This window comes from Lautropia dentalis (assembly GCF_003892345.1).
Classification (GTDB): Bacteria; Pseudomonadota; Gammaproteobacteria; order Burkholderiales; family Burkholderiaceae_E; genus Lautropia; species Lautropia dentalis.
This window is the reverse complement of the sequence record NZ_RRUE01000001.1, coordinates 1,322,118-1,343,217: the sequence shown is the minus strand read 5'-3', so window position 1 is coordinate 1,343,217 and position 21,100 is coordinate 1,322,118. Positions and strand designations below refer to the sequence as shown.

At 67.6% G+C, this 21,100-nt stretch carries 18 protein-coding genes and 1 pseudogene; 1 reads left to right on the top strand and 18 read right to left on the bottom strand.

The genetic code is table 11. The features are described 5' to 3' along the window. Positions 1 to 67 precede the first annotated feature (67 nt). From EHV23_RS05165 to EHV23_RS05150, 4 genes are read right to left on the bottom strand one after another with little or no spacing between them, the layout of a single operon-like run. Complete coding sequence (locus tag EHV23_RS05165; RefSeq protein WP_238990286.1) at positions 68 to 1,234, bottom strand: sirohydrochlorin chelatase; 1,167 nt, start codon at positions 1,232 to 1,234, stop codon at positions 68 to 70. 37 nt (positions 1,235 to 1,271) lie between these two features. Next, entirely contained in the window at positions 1,272 to 2,105 is an 834-nt protein-coding gene (gene cobM / locus EHV23_RS05160; RefSeq protein ID WP_238990285.1) for a precorrin-4 C(11)-methyltransferase, read from the bottom strand. A gap of 31 nt (positions 2,106 to 2,136) precedes the next feature. Further along, positions 2,137 to 2,703 (bottom strand): bifunctional adenosylcobinamide kinase/adenosylcobinamide-phosphate guanylyltransferase, encoded by a 567-nt coding sequence (locus tag EHV23_RS05155; RefSeq protein ID WP_125094997.1) that lies wholly within the window; start codon positions 2,701 to 2,703, stop codon positions 2,137 to 2,139. Further along, positions 2,700 to 4,301 (bottom strand): cobyrinic acid a,c-diamide synthase CobB, encoded by a 1,602-nt coding sequence (locus EHV23_RS05150; RefSeq protein ID WP_125094996.1) that lies wholly within the window; start codon positions 4,299 to 4,301, stop codon positions 2,700 to 2,702. Before EHV23_RS05150 ends, EHV23_RS05155 begins: the two co-directional genes overlap by 4 nt. Before the next feature lie 666 nt (positions 4,302 to 4,967). Here EHV23_RS05150 and EHV23_RS15190 point away from each other — a divergent pair. Then, positions 4,968 to 5,123 (top strand): hypothetical protein, encoded by a 156-nt coding sequence (locus tag EHV23_RS15190; RefSeq protein WP_158615842.1) that lies wholly within the window; start codon positions 4,968 to 4,970, stop codon positions 5,121 to 5,123. 5 nt (positions 5,124 to 5,128) lie between these two features. Here EHV23_RS15190 and EHV23_RS05145 read toward each other — a convergent pair whose 3' ends face one another. The 14 genes and pseudogenes from EHV23_RS05145 to ispG all read right to left on the bottom strand — a co-directional run bounded on the left by EHV23_RS05145 (position 5,129) and on the right by ispG (position 21,075). Then, a complete protein-coding gene (locus EHV23_RS05145; RefSeq protein ID WP_125094995.1) occupies positions 5,129 to 5,671 on the bottom strand; it encodes a phosphoribosyltransferase in 543 nt (180 codons plus the stop codon). A 3-nt stretch (positions 5,672 to 5,674) separates the two neighbouring features. Next, entirely contained in the window at positions 5,675 to 6,991 is a 1,317-nt protein-coding gene (locus tag EHV23_RS05140) for an adenylosuccinate synthase (protein ID WP_125094994.1), read from the bottom strand. Further along, complete coding sequence (locus EHV23_RS05135) at positions 6,988 to 8,169, bottom strand: ATP phosphoribosyltransferase regulatory subunit (RefSeq protein ID WP_125094993.1); 1,182 nt, start codon at positions 8,167 to 8,169, stop codon at positions 6,988 to 6,990. The genes EHV23_RS05140 and EHV23_RS05135 overlap by 4 nt, the downstream gene beginning before the upstream one ends. After that, on the bottom strand, positions 8,166 to 8,360 hold the full coding sequence (locus EHV23_RS05130; RefSeq protein ID WP_125094992.1) for a DUF2065 family protein: 195 nt from the start codon (positions 8,358 to 8,360) through the stop codon (positions 8,166 to 8,168). Before EHV23_RS05130 ends, EHV23_RS05135 begins: the two co-directional genes overlap by 4 nt. Before the next feature lie 205 nt (positions 8,361 to 8,565). Next, positions 8,566 to 9,501: a protease modulator HflC gene (gene hflC / locus EHV23_RS05125; protein WP_125094991.1), complete on the bottom strand. Its 936-nt coding sequence runs from the start codon at positions 9,499 to 9,501 to the stop codon at positions 8,566 to 8,568. After that, complete coding sequence (gene hflK / locus EHV23_RS05120) at positions 9,498 to 10,904, bottom strand: FtsH protease activity modulator HflK (RefSeq protein ID WP_125094990.1); 1,407 nt, start codon at positions 10,902 to 10,904, stop codon at positions 9,498 to 9,500. Before hflK ends, hflC begins: the two co-directional genes overlap by 4 nt. Before the next feature lie 439 nt (positions 10,905 to 11,343). Next, positions 11,344 to 12,387: pseudogene (gene hflX / locus EHV23_RS05115) on the bottom strand (GTPase HflX); the annotation flags it as partial. Positions 12,388 to 12,455: 68 nt separating this feature from the next. Next, a complete protein-coding gene (gene hfq, locus EHV23_RS05110; RefSeq protein ID WP_125095533.1) occupies positions 12,456 to 12,692 on the bottom strand; it encodes an RNA chaperone Hfq in 237 nt (78 codons plus the stop codon). Between the two features lie 354 nt (positions 12,693 to 13,046). Beyond that, positions 13,047 to 14,690 carry a ribosome biogenesis GTPase Der gene (der, locus tag EHV23_RS05105; RefSeq protein WP_125094989.1) on the bottom strand — a complete coding sequence of 548 codons (1,644 nt, stop codon included), beginning with the start codon at positions 14,688 to 14,690 and terminating at the stop codon, positions 13,047 to 13,049. A 116-nt stretch (positions 14,691 to 14,806) separates the two neighbouring features. After that, positions 14,807 to 16,087 carry an outer membrane protein assembly factor BamB gene (bamB, locus tag EHV23_RS05100; RefSeq protein ID WP_125094988.1) on the bottom strand — a complete coding sequence of 427 codons (1,281 nt, stop codon included), beginning with the start codon at positions 16,085 to 16,087 and terminating at the stop codon, positions 14,807 to 14,809. Continuing rightward, the gene (locus EHV23_RS05095) at positions 16,087 to 16,728 is read right to left on the bottom strand and encodes a YfgM family protein (RefSeq protein ID WP_125094987.1); all 642 of its coding nucleotides are present in this window, start codon (positions 16,726 to 16,728) and stop codon (positions 16,087 to 16,089) included. The genes bamB and EHV23_RS05095 overlap by 1 nt, the downstream gene beginning before the upstream one ends. A 279-nt stretch (positions 16,729 to 17,007) precedes the next feature. Beyond that, positions 17,008 to 18,306, bottom strand: a complete 1,299-nt coding sequence (gene hisS, locus EHV23_RS05090) for a histidine--tRNA ligase (protein ID WP_125094986.1) — start codon at positions 18,304 to 18,306, stop codon at positions 17,008 to 17,010. An 890-nt stretch (positions 18,307 to 19,196) separates the two neighbouring features. Further along, positions 19,197 to 19,592 carry a GNAT family N-acetyltransferase gene (locus EHV23_RS05085; RefSeq protein ID WP_125094985.1) on the bottom strand — a complete coding sequence of 132 codons (396 nt, stop codon included), beginning with the start codon at positions 19,590 to 19,592 and terminating at the stop codon, positions 19,197 to 19,199. 169 nt (positions 19,593 to 19,761) lie between these two features. Beyond that, on the bottom strand, positions 19,762 to 21,075 hold the full coding sequence (gene ispG, locus EHV23_RS05080; protein WP_420813031.1) for a flavodoxin-dependent (E)-4-hydroxy-3-methylbut-2-enyl-diphosphate synthase: 1,314 nt from the start codon (positions 21,073 to 21,075) through the stop codon (positions 19,762 to 19,764). Positions 21,076 to 21,100: the final 25 nt, after the last annotated feature.

The following is a 21,100-nucleotide window of genomic DNA, read 5'->3' as shown; positions in this document are numbered from 1 at the left end:
GGGGTGGATTCGTGAAGCGGCGATTGTCGCGCACATCGGCGCGGGGCGCAGAAACGGGGGGCTGCGGTCAGTGACCGTGGGGGACATCCGGCGTGGAAGCCGCTTCGTCGTGCCCGTGACCGGACGCAGATTCGTCGTGACGGTGACCATGGGCATGTCCATCGCCGTGGTCATGGTGATGCGCGTGCTCATGGGCGTGCTGGTGACCGTGTCCATCATGGGCATGCCCGTGCCCTGCGTGCTGGGTGTGATGATGCAATGGCCCGTCTCCGTGATGATGGGCGTGCCCTCCGTCATGATGAGGCCCTTCCCCGCCCCGGTGGTGACATCCGTCCCCGGCATGATGATGGTGCCCATGCCCCTCATGGTGATGATGCCCGTCCTCACCATGATGATGATGGTGGTGGTGATGCCCCTCGTCGCGGCGGAACGGGTCGGGCTGCATCAGGGCGTCCAGATCGACGGCGCCCTGCCCGGCACGCAGGGCGGCCACGCGCTCGTCGAGCATCTGCATGATCTCGGGCTCGAAGCCGAAGTAGCGGGTATGGGCAAAGCGCACCTGCGGGTACTGGCGGGCCAGGTTCTGCATCTGGCGGCCGATGCGCTGGATCAGCGTGCCGGTGAACAGGTAGTACGGCAGCACGATGACCTGCATCATGCCCAGGCGGACCTGATCCCGCACCACTTCCTCCAGCCGCGGGAAGGTCACGCCGGTGAAGGCCAGATCGACCCGTGCGTGGTCGCTGACCTCCCACAGCCAGCGGGCCATCTTCGCCACGTCACCATTGGCCAGCCGGTCGCTGGAGCCCCGGCCGAGCAGCACGAGGCCGGTGGTGTGCGGATCGGGCACATCCAGCGTGAGCATGGCCTGACGCAGCAGGCGCTTGAGGATGCGCAGCAGCGGATCGGACACGCCCAGATGCGGGGCATAGTGGAATTCCACCTGCGGATGGCGCTTCTGCGCCCACTGGATGGCTTCCGGGATGTCGTGGCGGACATGGCCGGCGGCGTTGAGGATCAGCGGCAGCACCAGTACGCGGCGGCTGGTGCGGGCCGCGCGGTCGATGGCCGGGTGGAGCAGCGGATCGGCAAACTCGATGAAGCCGACCTCGATGCGCCAGTCGGGATGCAGGGCGCGCCACTGCTCGGCAAACTGCAGGATCTCGGCATTGCCGGAGGCTTCACGGGAACCGTGGCCGACCAGCAGGATGGTGTCGTCGGAAGTGCTCATCATCGTGGTGGAAATCGTTCGTGGCGGAAAAACGTGGCGGTCAGGACGCGCCGGGTTTGACAGCGCGGCGGAAGCGATGGGTGAAGCTGGCGTCATACAGCCTGGAGCGCACGAGGGTCTCCCACTGGCGGGCGCCCACCGTGGGGCTGGCGATGATCATGCTCTGGGTGACGATCTTTGCCGCCCGGCAGGCGTCCCGGACGGTGGCCAGTGTGGCGCGGACGATTTTTTCCTCACCGGGCCAGCTGGCCTTGTGCACGACCAGTATGGGTGAATCTTCCGGCCAGCCGGCCTCGCGCAGATCGCGCTGGATGGTGGACAGCAGCGTGATGGACAGGAAAATGCACAGCGTGCAGTGGTGCCGTGCCAGCGACACCAGATCTTCCCCTTCGGGCATCGGCGTGCGGCCGGCCACGCGGGTGAGGATGACGGTCTGGCTGACCTCGGGCAACGTCAGGCTCTCGACACCGGCCGCGGCCGCCGCGAAGGCGGAGCTGACACCGGGCACCACACGGACCGGAATACCGGCGGCATCCAGTGGCTGCACCATTTCGATCAGCGCGCCATAAAGCGACGGGTCGCCGGTCTGCAGGCGGATGACGGTCTGGTGGCGCCGGGCGCGGTCGATGAGCCAGGTGCAGATCTCTTCATGTGTCATGCCCTTGCTGTCGGCAATGTCGCAGCCCCCCGGCGCCCAGCGGGTGGCAGCCTCACTGACCAGCGAACCGGCAAACAGGATGGCACCGGCCCGGGCAATCAGGTCGCGCCCCTTGACGGTGAGCAGTTCGGGGTCGCCGGGCCCGGCCCCGACGAACCAGACGGTGCCGGCGTCCGTCACACCGTCCGCAGTGGACAGGTTGCTGGGTTCACCCAAAGCGGACCTGGGTGTTTCGGATGATGAACATTCAGTCATGTGAATTGGAAAGTGGGGCGTTGCCCTTGAGCATCAGCGGCAGGCCGGCCGTCATCAGGCAGACGCGCGGGCAGCGGGCCGCGACCTGCTGGTTCAGCCAGCCCAGCGCATCGACATAGGCGCGGACCTCGCGGCCCATGGGGATGACGCCCAGGCCGATTTCGTTGCTGACGAAGACCAGCGGGCCGGGTGCCTGTTCGATGGCCTGCAGCAGGCTGGAGACGGCGACACTGTCGATGAAGCCGTCGATCCGGTCGTAATGGTTGGCCAGCCAGAGCGTCAGGCAGTCGATGACCAGCAGACGATGCGGCTGGCTGTGACGGCGGATGACGCCGGCCAGGTTGTGCGTTTCTTCCACCGTCTGCATGGCGGGGAGTTGCCGCTGGCGGTCGGCCCGGTGACGGGCGATGCGGGCGCGCATGTCGTCGTCGTGCGCCTGCGCGGTGGCGACGAACAGGGCTTCGCGATGCGGAACATCCGCCTGGAGCCACTGCACGGCCAGCTGCTCGGCGCGGCGGGACTTGCCGCTGCGCTGGCCACCGAGGATGAGTTCGTTCATGCCCCCTCCCCGGCCGGCAGGAACAGCGCGGCCGTGCGGGCCGGCGAGCCGGCAAACCAGGCGTGGAAGTAGCTGGCATGCAGCTGGCGGTACACGTAGACGGCCTCGCCCTGATCGGGACTGACCGGCTGGCCGGGCCGGTGCGTGCGCGCCACTTCGGACAGCGGCGTGGTGCACAGCGAATAATGGAAGGTGTGCCCGCGCAGCGGCGGCGCAACGGGAACGAAGCCGGCCTGTGACGCTTCTGCAGGGCCTGCAATGTCTGCAGTGCGCGATGCGTCCCACTGCGCCACCGTCAGGGAGGGCTGGGAGACCTGGGCATCCACGGATGGGGGCGGCACCAGAGACGGGGTGACGGCAACCCGTTGCCGTGCACGGACGGGTGGCCAGTCGTCGAGCTGCTGCATGCCCAGCCCCCCCAGGCGCTTCTGGAAGTCGATGTGGCCGGGCAGGATGCCCCACATCGGCCAGCCACGGCCGTCGTGCGTCATCCGTTCGAAGAGAGGCAGCATGCCGCCACATTCGGCCCAGACCGGGCGGTCGGCCTCGACATGGGCGCGCAGGGTGGCCGGCAGACGACGGCAGGCCGACAGCGTCTCGGCGTACAGCTCGGGATACCCTCCCGGCAGCCAGACGGCATCGCAGGGCGGCAGCGGCTCGTCGGCCAGTGGCGAGAAAAAGCACAGCGTGGCGCCCAGCGCCGTGAGCGTGTCGAGATTGGCCGGATAGATGAAGGCGAAGGCACTGTCGCGCGCCACGGCGATGGTCCGGCCCGCCAGCGGCCGGGCGGGATTGGCGTGCAGGTCTGATACGACCGGGGGCGCGGTAAACCGAGTACGCCATGTCTGGAGACTGTCGCGGTTCAGTTGTCCGAGCACGGTCTCGTCCAGTGCATCCGCCGCTGCATCGAGGCGGGCCAGGGCATCGGGCAGCTCGCTGGCGGCGATCAGGCCCAGATGGCGGGCCGGCAGGCCAAAGGCAGCATCGCGGCGGATATGGCCCAGATAGCGGTCGGCAGACTGTTCCATGCCCGGGCGCTGGCTGGCACTGGCAATCAGGTGCGCATGGCGCGGGCTGGCCACCCGATTGGCGATGGCACCGGCCCAGCGCAGGCCGGGCATCCAGGTGCGCAGGCCATGTGCCAGCGCACCGAAGGTGCCGGTCATCGACGAGGCATCGATGACGGCCAGCACCGGCAGGTCGAAGGCACGGGCCAGCTCGGCCGCAGAGGGCTCGCCATCGTACAGGCCCATCACGCCCTCGACGATGATCAGGTCGGCATCCAGCGCGGCCTCGTACAGGCGCTGGCGGATGTCGTGCTCACCGGTCATCCACAGGTCCAGATTGTGGACGGTATGGCCGCTGGCCAGCGTGTGCCAGGCCGGATCCAGAAAATCCGGGCCCGTCTTGAAAACGCGCACGGTCAGCCCATCGCGAGTCAGGCGGCGGGCCAGCGCAGCCACCACGGTGGTCTTGCCGTGGCCGGAGGCGGGCGCGGTGATCAGCAGCGCAGGCGCATGACGGGGAGCCGGACCGGACGGCCCGGACGACCGCGACGCAGCAGGCACACGGCCTGCGGAAGAGGCGGAAGACGACATCCGGAATGAGGACAACGGCGGTGAGGCGATTGACGAAAGCCTGCGCCCGGCTTCCCCGCCGGGTGCATGCTGAGGGGGTGTGTTGGCCGGTATCCGGGCTGACGGCACGACCGGAGACCGCCTTCCCGGCTGTACGATGCAGCGCCCACCCCACCGTGCTCCCGGACGAACCGGAATATCGGGGGTTTCACCCGTCCGGGCGGCCTGCCCGGAGGGCAGTACGCGGCCCGAAGATGGGCAGATGGTGGCTGCAGCGACGGCGCCAGTGGCTGTTCGGGCTCCAGTGGACAGGGTTTGTGGCCCTGCCCGACCGCACGACCGTTGCGGGGGCAGCGCAGGTCAGGCATGCGAACCGGTACACCCGGCAGCCCCGCGCAGCATGCAGCCCGATGGCGGCATGCCGGCAGACGGCGGGTGTCCGGACAGCGAACCTGCCGGCCAAAGGTGAGGCTGCACGGAACGTGCGGCATGGACTCTGGCGGCGGGCGCCCTCCTGCTTCCCGTTGAACTGCAGGGAGAGAATTCCCCTGCGAGCACCAACCGGGCTATTCTACGGGTTCGGGAAATTTTTCGCTGCAGGACGGCACGATGACGGAGACGGGCACCGCTCACACCAGAACCCCCCAGACAGTCGCGGCTTCGACGGTCACGGAATCACCGGCCGGGATGGGACAGCCCGGCCGCCACGGAACGGACGAGGCTGCGTCGCGGACACCGGCGCAGCGCCTGCTGTGGGCGCTGATCTTCGTGGGGGCCGCGATCTGCGGCGTGGGGCTGGTGGTGATCACCGCCCGCCTGTTTGGCGAACTCGTTCTGGGCTGAGCGTATTACTGTCGCTCGGCCACGGCATAGGCCGCCTCGGTGGGCGAGCCGTGTTCGAGTGCGGCAATGTCGCAGCCCTCGTAGAGTTCGAAGGGCTGGTGGATCCAGGGATTGTCGGTGAGGTGCTCGACGCAGTAGTCGGGCTGATAGACCGACACGGCCTTTTTCCAGAGCACGGCAGTGCGCATCTCGGTAATGCCGGGATGACGCGCCTGCAGCGTGGGCAGCAGCTTCTGCAGCGTGACGCCGGTATCGACGAGGTCGTCGGCGATCAGCACGCGGCCGTGCGTGACATCTTCGGCCGCGCTGATGGTGGAGCCGATCTTCAGCTCACCCTGCGAGACGACGTTGCCGGTATGGCGGTAGGAGCTGGTGGTCAGCACGCCCAGCGGCCGGTCGAAGATGCGCGACAGCAGATCCCCCACCCGCAGGCCGCCCCGGGCCAGGGCGATGACTGCATCGAACTGCCAGCCGGAACGGTGGATGTCCAGGGCCAGACGCTCGATCAGCCGGTGGTACTGGGGCCAGTCTACATAGAGATGCTGCATGGTTCAGTTCGCCTTTCTGCAGGGATGCTTCAGCACGATGGTTTCTTCGCGGTCGGGACCGGTGGAGATGATGTCGATGGGGGCACCGGACACCTCGGCCAGACGTTCGACATAGCGCTGCGCGTTGGCCGGCAGGTCTTCCCAGCGACGCACGCCCCGGGTGGTTTCGGTCCAGCCCGGCATGTCCTCGTACACGGGCTGGCAGCGGGCCACGGCAGCCGCACCGGTGGGCAGGCGCCCGATGCGGGTGACCTTGCCATCGGCGCCGGTCATGTCGTAGTGGGTGCAGATGCGCACGGTATCCATACCGTCCAGCACGTCGAGCTTGGTCAGGCACAGGGCCGAGACGCCATTGAGTTCGATGGAGCGGCGCATGGCCACGGCATCGTACCAGCCGCAGCGGCGCGGCCGGCCGGTGACGGAACCAAACTCGTGGCCGCGCTGGGCCAGGCCGGCACCCGTTTCGTCCAGCAGCTCGGTGGGGAACGGACCGCTGCCCACACGGGTGGTGTAGGCCTTGGCAATGCCCAGCACGAAATCGAGGTGGCCCGGACCGACACCGGCACCCGCTGCGGCAGCGCCGGAGACGCAGTTGCTGCTGGTGACGTATGGATAGGTGCCGTGATCGATGTCGAGCATGGCGCCCTGGGCCCCCTCGAACATCAGCGATTCGCCCCGGGCCAGCGCATCGGCCAGGTTGCCGGCCACGTCGTGGACCATCGGGCGGATCTGTTCGGCCTGCTGCTGCAGCTCGTCCAGCACCTGCCGCACCTCGATGCGCGGCGCCTGGAAATAGTGTTCGAGCACGAAGTTGTGCAGGTCGGCCGCCTCGCGCAGGCGCTCCTCGGCCTGGCCGGGCACATAGAGGTCACCCAGGCGCAGGCTGCGGCGGGCCACCTTGTCCTCGTAGGCGGGCCCGATGCCGCGGCCGGTGGTGCCGATCTTCGCGTCGCCGCGTTTCTCTTCACGGGCCTTGTCCAGGGCGATGTGCCAGGGCAGGATGAGCGAGCAGGCATAGCTGATGCGCAGGCGGCTGCGTACATCCACGCCGGCCGCCTCCAGCTCGGCGATTTCGGACAGCAGGGCCTGCGGCGAGAGCACGACACCATTGCCGATGTAGCAGGTGACATCGGCGCGCAGGATGCCGGAGGGAATCAGGCGCAGCACCTGCTTGCGGCCCTCGATGACCAGGGTGTGGCCGGCATTGTGCCCCCCCTGGAAGCGGACGACGCCCTTGACCTCATCGGTGAGCAGGTCCACGACCTTGCCCTTGCCCTCGTCACCCCACTGGGTGCCGACCACCACCAGATTCCTGCTCATGAGTCCTTCCCTGTCAGCCGCCATTGACCGTCGATGTTTCGGATTGTCCGATCGGAATGAACACCCGCCAGGTGTGCGGCATCCTGGCCGGGCAACAATTGCAATACCGTCTGCCCGTCGTCGCGCAGCCGTGCGATGAGGGCCAGCAGGGCCGGGTCATCGGACCACGGCGCCGTGATGACGGCGGGCACCGGCTGGGTACCGCGCCGCAGATCGACCAGCTCGCGCAGGTCGAGCGAGAAACCGGTGGCCGGCCGGGCACGCCCGAAGGCGGCACCGGCGCCGTCGTAACGCCCGCCCCGCCCCACGGCCCGGGCATGGCCGCTCACGTAGACGGCAAAGGTCAGGCCGGTGTGATAGCGAAAGCCCCGTACATCGGCCAGGTCGATGGCCAGCGATACCCGGCTGGCATGCTGCTGCAGGCGGGCGGCGCCCAGCAGGGCGTCGAGTTCGTCGAGCAGCGCCAGCGCCGCCGGCCAGGCCTGCAGGGCGGCGCGCGCCCGTGGCAGCGCCACACTGGCCGGGCCGTAGCAGTCGGCCAGCGCCAGCAGCGCCGCGGCGGCCGGCTGCGCCTGCCAGGGCGCGAGCAGCTCGCGCAGGGCCGGCAGGTCGCGGGCCTGCAGCAGCTCCAGCACGCTGTCCACGTCGATGCCAGGCAGTTCGGCCAGCAGCAGGCTGGCCAGACCGAGGTGGCAGATGTCCAGGCGCAGGGTACCCAGCCCGGCCTGCTCCAGCGACTGCAGCAGCAGGTCGATGATCTCGATGTCGGCCTCGATGCCGGCATGGCCGTAGATTTCGGCACCGATCTGGATGGGCTCGCGCGAACCCTCCAGCCCCGTGGGACGGGTGCGCAGCACGGAGGCACAGTAGCAGAGCCGGTTGACGCTGCGGTGCTGCAGCAGGTGGGCGTCGATGCGGGAGACCTGCGGGGTGATGTCGGCCCGCACGCCCAGGCTCTGGCCGGAGAGCTGGTCGACCAGCTTGAAGGTTTTCAGGTCCAGGTCACCACCCTGCCCGGTCAGCAGCGAGTCGAGGTATTCGACCAGCGGCGGCAGCACCAGTTCGAAGCCATGGCGGACGTAGCCATCGAGCAGGGTGCGGCGCAGATGCTCCAGGTCACGCGCCTCGGCCGGGAGCAGATCGGAGATGCCTTCGGGCAGGAGCCAGCGGTTTTTCATGCAAGCACGACAAGGAACAGGCCGGCAAGTACCAGCATCAGGCCAACGAAACGCAGCTGTCCGTCACGCAGGGCTGCCAGTTGCCGGACGGCCTCGCGCCAGCCACCGGGCACGAGCAGCGGCATGAGCCCCTCGAGGACCAGGACGAGGCCCAGGGCCAGCAGCCACGGAGAGACGGCGGAATCATCCATGCAGGCGTGGGCGCGATGAGCGCTGCAGTGAAAACGGACAGTGCAAAAGGAAAACGCCGCCCTGCCCGGGGAGTCCGGAACACGCTCCAGACCCCCCGGTACCGTGGCGGCCACTGACAGGATTTTACCGGCTTTTTGATCCGGTTACCGGATGCCCACGCAAAGTTGCGGAAACGGGGGCCTTTCCTTTCTGCATCTGCTGCCGTTACTGCCCACCTGCCGGCGCCGCGGCACGGAACGGCGGTGCCGGCTGGCGCGGTGCGTTGCCGTTCACCGGGCCGGCACTGCGGAAGTAGCGGAAGAAATCGGACTGCGGATCGAGGACCAGCAGGTCGGACTTCTCGGCGAAGGAGGCCCGATAGGCTTCCAGACTGCGGTAGAAGCTGGCGAACTCGGGGTTCTGACCAAAGGCCTTCGCGTAGAGCTGGCTGGCCTCGGCATCGCCCGCGCCACGCTCGTTCTGCGCGTCACGGTAGGCCCGGGCCACCAGCACCTCGCGCTGGCGGTCGGCATCGGCACGGATGCGCTCACCCTCGGCCGCGCCCTTGGCTCGGCGCTCGTTGGCCACGCGGGTACGTTCGGAACGCATGCGCTCGTAGACCCGTTCGGCAACCTCGGGGGCGAAGTCCACCCGCTTCAGGCGCACGTCGACGATGGTGACGCCGATTTTCTCCAGCTCGACCGACATCACCTTCATCACCTGCTTGACCAGCGTTTCGCGGGCAGAGGAGATGACATCGGCCACGGTGAGGCGGGCGATCTCGTTGTTCAGCGCCGAGCGCAGCTGGCGGCCGATGCGGTCATCGGCGGCCTGCGGGCTGTGCCCGACCGAGACGAAGAACTGGCGCGGATCGGCAATGCGCCACTTCACGAACGAATCGACCTGGATGTTGATCTTTTCGGCGGTGATGAAGCGGTCGATCTCGTCGCTGTCGTAGGTCAGCGTGCGCCGGTCGAAGTAGCGCACGTCCTGCAGCGGCGACGGCAGCTTCACGTACAGGCCAGGTTCGTTGATGACGCGCTTGATTTCACCCAGCGCGAACACCACCGCCGACTGGCGCTGGTCCACGACGAACAGGCAGGAAAAGGCCAGGACGATCAGAACGCCCAGCGTGATGATCAGGGCAAGCAGGCGGTTCATCGTGTGTAGCTCCGTTGGCGGCTGCGCAGCGAGTCGAGATTGCTGCTGCGGCCATCAGCACCGGCGGGGACGCCGTTGCTGCCGGCATTGGCAGGTTGCGGGGTATGGGCACTGACGGGCGCCTGTTCGACGGCGCGGTCAGTCCGTTCGCTGGTCAGCGAGGGCCTGCCGGCAGCACCACGGCCACGGCTGAGCAGCTCCTGCAGCGGCAGGTACAGCATGCTGCCGTTCTTCTGCGCATCCATGTAGACCTTGGAGGTGGTGGACAGGATCTGCTGCATGGTTTCCAGATACATCCGCTCGCGCGTGACTTCGGGCGCGTTGGCGTACTGGGTGTAGATCTGGTTGAAGCGCAGTGCATCCCCCTCGGCCTGGGCGATGACCCGGGCGCGGTAGCCCTGCGCCTCCAGCACCAGACGGTCGGCCGAACCCCGGGCGCGCGGGATGACATCGTTGGCGTAGGCCTGACCCTCGTTGATCAGGCGCTGGCGGTCCTGGTCGGCCTTGTTGGCATCTTCGAAGGCAGCCTGCACCTGCTCGGGCGGCTGGGCCTGCTGTATGGTGAAGTCGACGATGCCGATGCCCAGCTTGTAGCGGTCCAGAATGGCCTGGGTGAGCGTCTGCGCGTCTTCGGCCACCTGAGCCTTGTCCTCGTAGAGCACCTGGTCGGTGGTACGCTGCCCCACCACTTCACGCATGGCCGATTCGGCCACCTGGCGGATCAGCTCCTCGGAGCCCGACGACAGGTTGTTCTGGAAGAGGAAATCGCCCGGATTGTCGATGCGGTACTGCACCGCATACTGCAGGTCGACGATGCTCTGGTCACCGGTGAGGATCAGCGACTCCTGCGACACCTTGTTGCGCACCGAGGTGCGATAGCCCACCTCGATCTGGCGCAGGCGAGAGCGGTCGACGATCTCGTGACTCTCGATGGGGTACGGCAGGTTCCACTGGATGCCGGCCTCGTTCGTCAGGTAGCGGAACTGGCCAAAGCGCAGCACGGCCGCCACCTGGCCCTCCTGCACGATGTAGAAGCCACTGGCCAGCCAGCCCAGACCGGCCACCACCGCGGCGATACCGAGGCCCTTGAACAGGCTGCCACCGGATGACCCGCCAGGGCGGCGACCATTGGACGCGCCGGGCTGGCCACCGCCGCCCTTGCCGCCGAACAGGCCATTGAAGCGGCTGCTCAGATCCTGCCAGAACTCGTCCAGATCGGGCGGCCCTTCGGAGGGGCGATGCTGCGGCAGACGCTCGGGCGGGCGTTGCGCCGGCGGGCGCGGCGAGGCGTCGTTGCCCTGCCCCGGCGGCTGGCCGGAGGACTCGGGTGATGCGGGCGGCGGGTTCTGGCCATCGCCGGATCCGGCGCTGCGACCCCAGCCTGAATCATCGTGGGTGGACATGGCTGTGTACCTGATGGACGAGGACGTACCCCGGGAAGCGCCGGCATCGGCGCCGGCCGGGTTACGGGCGGAGGATGTCCGGCGCAGGCAGGCGGGCTGACCCACACCGGGGAAAGGACTTCGAACGGCTGCAGAACGATCGGAGCGGGGGCCAGAGCCCGTTATGGACTCATCCGTTCCCGCGCCCGGGCTGCGACAGGCTGGCGGAGCCAGTGGCATCGGCCTGGCCTGCCGGGCCGCCGGCATCCGGCGGATCGGCGTCGATGCCGGCACCGGCCGCCATATCCGGGTCGGCACCCTTGTCGGCATCGGCAACCGCATCCGCACCCATGCCGGCATCGCCACTCGCACCGGTGGAGCCCATGCCGGCGTCGGCCTGTGCATCGGCCCCGGCCAGCACCCAGGATGCCTGTGACGGCTCACCGCCAGCGCCGTGCCCCTCGGCCTGCTCGCGCAGCCAGGTGCGCAGCGTATCGACGCCGGCACCGGTCTGTGCGCTCAGGGCAAGGCCGGAAATCGTACCATGGCCATCGAGGCGCAGACCGGGCTCGTGGCCGCTCTGGTCGATCTTGTTGAAGACCATCAGCTGGGGCACGTCGGCCGCACCGATTTCGGCAATCACCTCATTGACGGCCTCGATCTGGCGGTCGCGGTCGGGCGAGCCGGCATCGACCACGTGCAGCAGCACATCGGCCTCGGCCGATTCTTCCAGCGTGGACTTGAAGGCCTCCACCAGCCCGTGCGGCAGGTTGCGGATGAAGCCCACCGTGTCGGACAGGATGATGTCGGCCCCCGGCCCCAGATGCAGCCGCCGGGTGAGCGGATCGAGCGTGGCAAAGAGCTGGTCGGCCGCCAGCGCCCCCGCACGGGTGAGGCGATTGAACAGCGTGGACTTGCCGGCGTTGGTGTAGCCGACCAGCGACACGCGCAGGGCCTCGCCACGCTGGCGGGCACGACGGCGCGTGCGACGCTGGCGGTCCACCTTCTTCAGCCGTTCGCGCACCTTGCGGATCTTGTCGTCGATCATCCGCCGGTCCAGCTCCAGCTGGGTTTCGCCGGGGCCACCACGTACGCCGATACCGCCACGCTGGCGCTCGAGGTGGGACCACATCCGCACGAGGCGCGAGGCCTGGTGCTGCAGCCGGGCCAGCTCGACCTGCAGCTTGCCCTCGTTGCTGCGGGCACGCTGGGAAAATATTTCGATGATCAGTTCGGTGCGGTCGGCCACCTGCACCTTCCAGAGACGCTCCAGATTGCGCTGCTGGATGGCGCTGATGGGGTGATCGAACAGCACCAGGCCGATGCGCGCGGTACGCAGCTGGTCGGCAATGCGTTCGGCCGCACCGGAACCCAGATACAGGCCGGGATCGGGGCGGCTGCGGCGCAGCACCTCGCGCATGACGGGCTCGAGACCGGCCGAGCGGGCCAGCGCGTCGAGTTCGTCGAGATCGTGTGCTTCAAGACGTTCGCCCTGCGTGGCCACGGCCAGCAGGGCGGCGCGTTTGGGATCGGGGGCGTTCGGATCCCGGTGATTGGCAACGTACTGGTGCTTCAGTGGGAACCACCTTCGGCGGGGAACTCGATGGCGCGGCTGGGCACCACCGTGGAAATGGCGTGCTTGTAGACCATTTGCGTGACCGTGTTGCGCAGCAGGACGACATACTGGTCGAAGGACTCGATCTGCCCCTGCAGCTTGATGCCGTTGACCAGGTAGATGGATACCGGTACATGCTCCTTGCGCAACTGGTTCAGGAAAGGATCTTGTAGTTGTTGGCCTTTGTTGCTCATGGTTTTTCTTTAAGAACAAGGAAAGATCCGGCAGAGAAAACGGTGCGCGGCTCCGCAGCAGGACCGGGCGGCGGGCACGTTCTCCAGTGCCCGCAGAGGCCGGATCCCAGCACTTTACCTGATATGCGCCCTTTGCGCATGCCGCTGCGGGCTGCTTTACAACACCAGCACCCTTTATCGCGGCAGGTTACAGGCCGCCCTCCCGGATTGACGACCTGCAACCTTCGATGCGTCATGCAGTGCGGACGGTCCGGCACAGGTGATGAAGTGCCTGTCCTGTATGGTGAACGGCCCGACCCGCTCACCATGTCCGCCATGATTTGCGGCCGGCCAACGGGTTGGCGACCGAACCCGCTACGACTTGCGCCCGGCAAACGGGTTGGCGGCCGAGCGGAACTCGATGCGCAGCGGCGTGCCCTGCAGGGCCAAGCGCTCGCGAAACCACCCTTCGAGAAAGCGCCGGTAGCCATCGCCAATCTTGTCCAGCGAATTGCCGTGGATGACGATGACCGGCGGGTTCTGCCCGCCCTGGTGGGCATAGCGCAGCTTGGGCCGGAACGGACCGGTGCGCGGCGGCTGCTGGTGCAGCACGGCCGCATGCAGCATGCGGGTGAGCTTCGGCGTCGACAGCTTGCGGGTGGCGGCGGCACGGGCGTCGTCCACCGCCTTCATCAGCTTGTCCAGCGCGCGGTTTTTCAGCGCCGAAATGGTCAGCATCGGTGCCCAGTCGAGGAAATAGAGGCGCCGTCTGCATTCGGCCAGCACCTCGCGGCGCGCGTCGGCCGGCACGGCATCCCACTTGTTCAGCGCGATGACCAGCGCCCTGCCCGCTTCGAGGATGTAACCGGCAATGGCACTGTCCTGTTCGGAAACACCATCGACCGCGTCGATCATCAGTACGGCCACGTTGCAGTCCTCGATGGCCTGCAGCGTCTTGACCACCGAAAACTTCTCGACGGTGTCGTGCACCTTGCCACGCCGGCGCAGGCCGGCCGTATCGATCAGCTGGTAATCACGGTTGCGCCAGCGGAAATCGATGCTGATCGAGTCGCGCGTGGTGCCTGGCTGGTTGAAGGCGATCACGCGCTCCTCGCCCAGCAGCGCATTGATCAGCGTGGACTTGCCCCCATTGGGGCGGCCGACGATGGCCACACGAACGGGCTTCGGCGGTGCAGACGTGCCCGCGCCCCCCGTGCCCTCTGCCCCGTCCGGTGTCACAGCCCCGGCCGGCGCTGCCGTTCCTTCGGCCGCGCGTGCCCCGGCGTCCCCGGCCATGGCGGCCGCGGTGCCACCGGTGCCAGCATCCTGTCCGTCGCGCCCGGTGCCTGCGGCCGCATGGGCATCAGCGCCGGCGCCCGCCGGGAAAGCCTCTGCGGTATGGCTGCCCTGCCCGGCTTCGACCTGCAGGCGCACGGCTTCCGCTGCCGCCACGGCACGGGCCTCGGCATCCAGCCGGGCCAGTTCTTCGGCCTGTTCACGGCGTGCTGCCTCCTCGGCCAGCCAGTCTTCCAGACAGGCATCCATCAGCGCACGCACCCCATCGCCATGGGTGGCGGAAATCGGCATCGGATCGCCCAGCCCCAGCGCATGGAACTCGGCAGCGGCCACGGCCCGGGCAATGCCCTCGGACTTGTTGACGGCCAGAATCACCTTGCGGGCGGTGCGGCGCAGCTCCCGGGCGATTTCCTCGTCGCGGGCGAGCAGCCCCTGGCGCCCGTCGACCACGAAAACCACCACATCGGCCTCGATGACGGCCTGCCGGGTCTGGCGGGCCATCTGCTCGGCCACGCCGGTGGCGGCGACCGGCTCGAAGCCGCCGGTATCGATCAGCACGACACGCTGGTCGTCGATGGTGGCCGAGCCATAGTGACGGTCACGGGTCAGGCCGGGGATGTTGGCCACCAGCGCATCACGCGAACGCGTCAGACGGTTGAACAGGGTGGATTTGCCGACGTTCGGCCGCCCCACGAGCGCGATAACCGGTACGGGAGTAGTCATGTTGGGCGCAGCGGGGGCTGCGGGAAGTCCATCTGGAACAGCCGGCCGGCGTGTCCCGTTTCCGGGAACTGCCCGCTGGCTGCGTTATGCGGCTGACCGGCGCGGCAGGGGCGGGTTCAGCGCAGTGCCACCGCCGCCACGGTGCCATCGAGTGTCTGCACGTAGGCCGTATCGTCCACCACCAGCGGCGGCGTGGCAAAGGCGGTATCGTCGATCTCGATGCGCGCCAGTGTGCTGCCGTCGTCCATCGACAGCACCGACAGATTGCCGAAGCGGTCGCCGAACAGCAGCCGCTTGTTCGGGGCGATCACCGGCGCCGACAGGCCACGGCGCACGTAGCCGTCCTGCCGCCAAACCGTGCCACCGCCCGGACGCAGCAGCTGGATGACCTCCCCGGCATCGACGATCACCAGATCCTCGTGATCGCCCGCCATGCCGGAGGCCGAGCTGAGCGCACGGCTCCACGACAGCTCGCCATCGAGCGTGCGCACGCAGGCCACCCGGCCCTGATAGGCCACCGCGCAGAGATCGGAGCCCATCATCACCGGCGCACCGACGATGTCGATCAGGCGTTCCAGCTCGGTGGCACCCAGCGACGAGGCAATGGCCGTATCCCAGCGCGGCACGCCGAAGCGCAGGTCCAGCGCCACCAGCCGCGCATTGGGCAGGCCGACGTAGACCGTGTCGCCATCGACCACCATGGGCGAACTCTGCCAGAGGTTGAGCAGCGCGGTGGGCGCCTGCCAGTTCCAGCGCTGCGAGCCCCCACCGCGTTCCAGTGCCAGCACCTTGCCCTCGATGGTACGGACCAGCACGGCAGAATCGGCCAGGATGGGTGCCGTGACCACTTCGCTGTCCAGCCGCACCTGCCAGCGCTCCTGGCCGTCGGGGGACAGGCCCAGCACCGTACCGTCGCGGTTGACCAGCACGACCAGTTCATCGTCGGCCGCCAGGCCGGCAATGGCTTCGGAGCGGACGCGGAAGGAACCGGCCTCGCGCCCGTCCCGACGCGACAGGCGGCGCACGGTGCCCTTCGCATCGACCACCCAGAGGGAATCGCCACTGACCACGGGCTGGAAGCCGGTCTTCGCCTCGCTGCCACTGGTGTTCTTCCAGCGCAGGCGGATGCGGGCGGCGTCGCCCTCGGGCTTGGGCACCGGATACGGAGGCGGTTCGGCCTTGTCGTCGCCGAACAGCGAGCAGGCCGACAGCGGCAGCAGCGTGGCCCCCAGAACGAGGCCACCCAGCAGGCGACGGCGCGACAGGCCGGCCGGCTGCACCGGGTGCGATGCCTGGGAGCCAGCATGATCGTCATGGGCCGTGAAACCGGCAGGTGTCAGGGTGCCGGTGGCATGCAGGGCACCGGCGGAACGGAGCGGGGTGCGGGCGCCGGCCATCAGTGAGCCACCGAATCGAGCTTGAACTGCACGAACTGCCGCAGCGAAGCCTGGCGCGGCAGTGCCTTCAGGGCCGCTTCCCAGGCCGCGCGGGCCTCGGCCGTCTTGCCCTGGGCCATCAGGATGTCGCCACGACGGTCGGCCACATTGCCGGCCATCTCGCCCTCGACCGGGCCGGTATTGCCGGCATCCAGGGTTTTGAGGGCGTCATCGTACTGCTTCTGGTCCAGCTGCAAACCAGCCAGCCGCACGGCGGCGATGGCCCGGAAGCCCGGCTCGCCCGTGCTCTTCATCACGTCCTGCAGGGCCGCCGTGGCGGCAGCGGCATCACCGGCCTTCGCATAGGCTTCGGCGGCGCGCAGGCCGGCCATGCCCGCATAGGCGGTACCCGAAAAGCCCTTCTGGATGGCCTGGTAGCGCTCACGCACCTGTTCGACCTTGCCGGCCTCGGCCGAACTGACCAGTCCGGCATATTCGGCTGCGGCATCCTGTGCGTGACTGTCCTGGTACCAGTTCCAGGCACGCCAGCCGGCAAAGCAGGCCAGCGCGATGACGGCCAGCCACATCAGGCTGTTGCCATACGTTTTCCAGAACGCCTTCAGTTCGTCGATCTGTTCCTGATCCTGAAGGTTGTATGCCATGAGTATTCCCTGTGATTCCCTGTGTCGGTGAGTCTGCTGTCCGGCGGCACGGCTGCGGGCATCGGGTGATGCACCCGCAGGCAGCCGGTCACGGACACGATCTGCGTATTGTGGACGAATCTGCGCGATGCTGCCGGCCTGATTTGCAAACAGGCAACCACGCCGGCTGCGCACGATGCTCCACGGGCGGGCGATTCCCGGCGAGCACAAGGGAGCCGGGGTGTCGCAGCACGTCTGCGAAACTGCCCTGCGATGGGGCGTCCATCGTACGCACGGAAGTCAGTCCGTCTGACCCAGCAGCGCGCGGGTGACGGCATCGGCCACGTCGTCGAGGCGGATGCGTTCCTGACGGCCGCCCTGCCCCGTCTCACCCTCGCGCAGCCACTTGAGCGTGGCTTCGCCGGCCCGAAGTTCGTCTTCGCCGATGATCAGCGCCAGCTGTGCCGCACTGGCGCCGGCCCGCTTGAACTGCGACTTGAAGCTGCCACCGCCCGCATGCATCAGCACCTCGATGCCACGGGCACGCAGTGCCTCGGCCGCACGCAGTGCCGCCGACATGGTGCCCTCGCCACTGCTGATGAGATAGACATCCAGCGACTGGGCATCGGACAGCCCGTCGGCCTGTTCGACCAGATCGAGCAGGCGTTCGACGCCGATGGCAAAGCCACAGGCCGGCGCCGGCTTGCCGCCGAGCATCTCGATGAGGCTGTCGTAGCGGCCACCACCACAGACCGTGGCCTGGGCGCCCAGCCGGTCTGTCACCCATTCGAACACGGTACGGTTGTAGTAGTCCATGCCGCGCACGAGCCGCGGGTTGAGTGTGGCGGGAATGCCCAGATCCGCCAGATAGCCGCGCAGCTGCTCGAAGTGCTCGCGCGATGGCGCCTCCAGATAGTCGATCAGCTTCGGCGCCTGTTCGATGATCTCCTGCATGGCCGGTGTCTTGCTGTCGAGGATGCGCAGCGGGTTGGCGTGCAGGCGGCGCCGGCCGTCCTCATCCAGCAGGTCGGCATGTCTTTCGAAGTGGGCGATCAGGTCCTGGCGGTGGCGGGCACGCTCGGGGGCATCGCCGATGGAGTTGATCTGCAGCTGCAGGCCTTCGAGGCCCAGGTCATCCCAGAGGCGCTGGCCCATGGCGATGACTTCGGCATCGACTTCGGGACCGGCAAGGCCCAGCGCCTCGACGCCCACCTGGTGGAACTGGCGGTAGCGGCCGCGCTGCGGGCGCTCGTGGCGGAACATGGGGCCAAGATACCAGAGGCGTTTGGGGCCATCGTAGAGCAGGTTGTGCTCGATGACGGCGCGCACGACGCCGGCGGTGCCCTCGGGGCGGAGGGTGAGGTCCTCACCGTTGAGGGCATCGCGGAAGGAGTACATTTCCTTCTCGACGATGTCGGTGACGGTGCCGAGGCCCCGGGCGAAGAGCTGGGTGGGCTCGACGATGGGCGTGCGGATCTGGCTGTAGCCGTAGCTGCGCGCCCAGGAGGCGACGATTTCCTCGAAGCGCTGCCAGCGCGGCGATGTCTGCGGCAGAAGGTCGTTCATGCCCTTGACGCCGGCCAGTTTCTGGACTGCCATGGATGTTCCTGTGAGGTTCCTGTTCGGTGTCCGGCTGGGGGTGCGGACGGGGGGAGGCCTGACATTCTATCGGAGAATGGGGGTGGGGCTGGTGTGCTGTGGGAAGACGGGTTCGGGTGGGGCGCTGTACCGGAATGAAAGACGGCTTCGGGTGGGGCGGCACGGGGAGCGGGGGACTCCTGCGGCTCATACGCTCACTGAAGCTTTGTTGCCCACGACTTGCGTCGTGGTCAACAAACCTTCAGCGCCAGGAGTGTGTCATGGACTTGTTCGTCCCCGCGCTGGCTCTGAATCCGTGTGCTGACAAGGCGCACTGCGCCGGCAAGGCTGGCCGCCTTGCCAAGCAGGGCAACGCAGGCAGCGCACGGATTCGGAGCCAGCCCGGAGGGAAACCCCCTTTGGGCGCGCATGACTGCGTTGGCAGTGCCTTGAAGCCATTGAGGATTCTGCGGCCCTGCCGCCTTGTCCTGCACACCCAAAGGGGGTTTCGCGGGGACGAACAAGTCCATGGCACACTCCAGACACTTTCTGACAATCGGGCTTCGCCCGACTGTCAGAAAGTCGTTCACGCGTACCGCGAAATCGCCGCAGGAGCCCCCCGCTCCCCGTGCCGCTTCACAAGTTGAACCGTTGCAGCTTCGACGAGAAGGGAACTGTTCTGAAGCGTGCCTGAACTGGGCGGGGTCCGCTGGGTCGTTCCATCCATGCATGCGCCGAAAGGAAGCTCCCCTGGGCACGCAGGTGTATGTTGATGGTGCTCCGAAGGCACAAGGGGGGTCTGAAGCTTTGCTACCTTGTCCTGCACGTCCCAAAGAGGGTGGCTGGAAATCCTGCACACCCAGAAGGTGCTGCTGGAAAGAATGAGTTCATGAGACGATCCAGGGGGCTCCCTACCCTTTCCGCTTGATGATGAACGCATTGTCGGCGTGGGCCATGCCGATCTTCGGGTAGTAGGCCATGGCGCCGGGGGCCGAGAGCAGGATCAGGGAGACCTCGTCGCCAAGCTGTTCCTTCGTGCGCTGGATCAGCGCCCTGCCTATGCCCTGCTTCTGGCAGCGCTGGTCCACGGCCAGATCGGACAGATAGCAGCAATAGGCGAAATCGGTAATCGAACGGGCCACGCCCACCAGCTCTTCGCCCTCCCACGCCGTCCACAGGATGTCCGCATGGTCGAGCATGGTCTGCAGGCGCCGCAGATCATGCGTGGGACGACGGATGCCCGAGCGGTCGAAGACGCCGGCAAGCTGTTCGGCCGTGATTGGTCTGTCATTGCAGTAATGGATCATGATCAAGAATATTACCCGAAGCCGCGCTGTATGAACCTGAAAAGCGCCCCGGGGAGCGGGTGGCTCACGCGGCGATTTCGCGGTACGCGTGAACGACTTTCTGACAGGCGGGCGAAGCCCGGTTGTCGGGGCGCCCCACTCGAAGCCATCTTCCATGAGACGGCAAGCCTCAAACAGCCACCGCCTCCTGCGCCTTCCCGTACCGTTTCACCACGTAGTTCTCGACGATGGCCTGGAACTCCTCGGCAATGTGATCGCCCTTCAGCGTCACCGTGCGCTCGCCGTCGATGAACACCGGCGCCACTGGCGACTCGTCGGCACCGGGCAGCGAAATACCGATGTCGGCGTGCTTGGATTCCCCCGGGCCGTTCACGATGCAGCCCATCACGGCCACATGCATGTTCTCGACCCCCGGATACTGCGAACTCCACACCGGCATCTGCTCGCGCAGATAGCGCTGGATGCGGTCGGCCAGCTCCTGGAAGAAGGTGCTGCTGGTCCGGCCACAGCCCGGGCAGGCCACCACCATCGGCGCAAACGAACGCAGGCCCAGCGACTGCAGAATCTCCTGCGCGACGATCACTTCCTTGCTGCGGTCACCGCCCGGCTCGGGCGTGAGCGAAATGCGGATGGTGTCGCCAATGCCCTTCTGCAGCAGCAGCGACAGCGCGGCCGACGAGGCCACGATGCCCTTGCTGCCCATGCCGGCCTCGGTCAGGCCCACATGCAGCGGATAGTCGCAGCGGCTGGCCAGTTCGGTATACACCGCCACCACGTCCTGCACGTTCGACACCTTGGCCGACAGCACGATGCGGTCGCCCGGCAGGCCGATGCGTTCAGCCTCCTGCGCACTCTCGATGGCGGACGTAACCAGTGCCTCGCGCATCACGGCCTGGGCATCCCACGGGTTGGCGCGTTTCGAGTTGGCATCCATCAGCCGGGCCAGCACGGCCTGGTCCAGCGAGCCCCAGTTCACGCCGATGCGCACCGGCTTGTCGTACTGGCAGGCGGCCTCGATCATGGCGCGGTAGTTGTCATCGCGCCTCGAACTGGAACCGACGTTGCCGGGGTTGATCCGGTACTTGGACAGGGCGGCCGCACACTCGGGGAAGTCGTGCAACAGCTTGTGGCCGTTGTAGTGGAAGTCGCCCACCAGCGGCACCTTGCAGCCCATGCGGTCGAGCTGCTCGCGAATGGCGCCCACCTCACCGGCGGCAGCGGGGGTATTGACGGTGATGCGCACCAGTTCGGAGCCGGCCTTGGCCAGCGCCCGCGTCTGGATGGCCGTGGCGATGGCCTCGGCCGTGTCGGTGTTGGTCATCGACTGGACGACCACCGGGCCATCGCTGCCGATCACGACCTCGTTGTCATCCCAGCGCACGCGCACCTGGCGGGTGCGGCGACGGGGGCTGGCGCCCACCGGCATGGGAATGGAGTCGTTGCTGTCGGCCATCGGCCGTGAGTCGCCTGCCTGTGCGGTCATCTTCCTGCGGGGGTGCTTCTCTCTT

Excerpts from the sequence above, each read along its gene's own strand:
- EHV23_RS05165 (WP_238990286.1), bottom strand. The coding sequence starts at position 1,234 with ATGATGAGCACTTCCGACGACACCATCCTGCTGGTCGGCCACGGTTCC.
- EHV23_RS05155 (WP_125094997.1), bottom strand. The coding sequence starts at position 2,703 with ATGAACGAACTCATCCTCGGTGGCCAGCGCAGCGGCAAGTCCCGCCGC.
- EHV23_RS05150 (WP_125094996.1), bottom strand. The coding sequence starts at position 4,301 with ATGTCGTCTTCCGCCTCTTCCGCAGGCCGTGTGCCTGCTGCGTCGCGG.
- EHV23_RS15190 (WP_158615842.1), top strand. The coding sequence starts at position 4,968 with ATGGGACAGCCCGGCCGCCACGGAACGGACGAGGCTGCGTCGCGGACA.
- EHV23_RS05145 (WP_125094995.1), bottom strand. The coding sequence starts at position 5,671 with ATGCAGCATCTCTATGTAGACTGGCCCCAGTACCACCGGCTGATCGAG.
- EHV23_RS05140 (WP_125094994.1), bottom strand. The coding sequence starts at position 6,991 with ATGAGCAGGAATCTGGTGGTGGTCGGCACCCAGTGGGGTGACGAGGGC.
- EHV23_RS05135 (WP_125094993.1), bottom strand. The coding sequence starts at position 8,169 with ATGAAAAACCGCTGGCTCCTGCCCGAAGGCATCTCCGATCTGCTCCCG.
- EHV23_RS05130 (WP_125094992.1), bottom strand. The coding sequence starts at position 8,360 with ATGGATGATTCCGCCGTCTCTCCGTGGCTGCTGGCCCTGGGCCTCGTC.
- hflC (WP_125094991.1), bottom strand. The coding sequence starts at position 9,501 with ATGAACCGCCTGCTTGCCCTGATCATCACGCTGGGCGTTCTGATCGTC.
- hflK (WP_125094990.1), bottom strand. The coding sequence starts at position 10,904 with ATGTCCACCCACGATGATTCAGGCTGGGGTCGCAGCGCCGGATCCGGC.
- hfq (WP_125095533.1), bottom strand. The coding sequence starts at position 12,692 with ATGAGCAACAAAGGCCAACAACTACAAGATCCTTTCCTGAACCAGTTG.
- der (WP_125094989.1), bottom strand. The coding sequence starts at position 14,690 with ATGACTACTCCCGTACCGGTTATCGCGCTCGTGGGGCGGCCGAACGTC.
- bamB (WP_125094988.1), bottom strand. The coding sequence starts at position 16,087 with ATGGCCGGCGCCCGCACCCCGCTCCGTTCCGCCGGTGCCCTGCATGCC.
- EHV23_RS05095 (WP_125094987.1), bottom strand. The coding sequence starts at position 16,728 with ATGGCATACAACCTTCAGGATCAGGAACAGATCGACGAACTGAAGGCG.
- hisS (WP_125094986.1), bottom strand. The coding sequence starts at position 18,306 with ATGGCAGTCCAGAAACTGGCCGGCGTCAAGGGCATGAACGACCTTCTG.
- EHV23_RS05085 (WP_125094985.1), bottom strand. The coding sequence starts at position 19,592 with ATGATCCATTACTGCAATGACAGACCAATCACGGCCGAACAGCTTGCC.
- ispG (WP_420813031.1), bottom strand. The coding sequence starts at position 21,075 with ATGACCGCACAGGCAGGCGACTCACGGCCGATGGCCGACAGCAACGAC.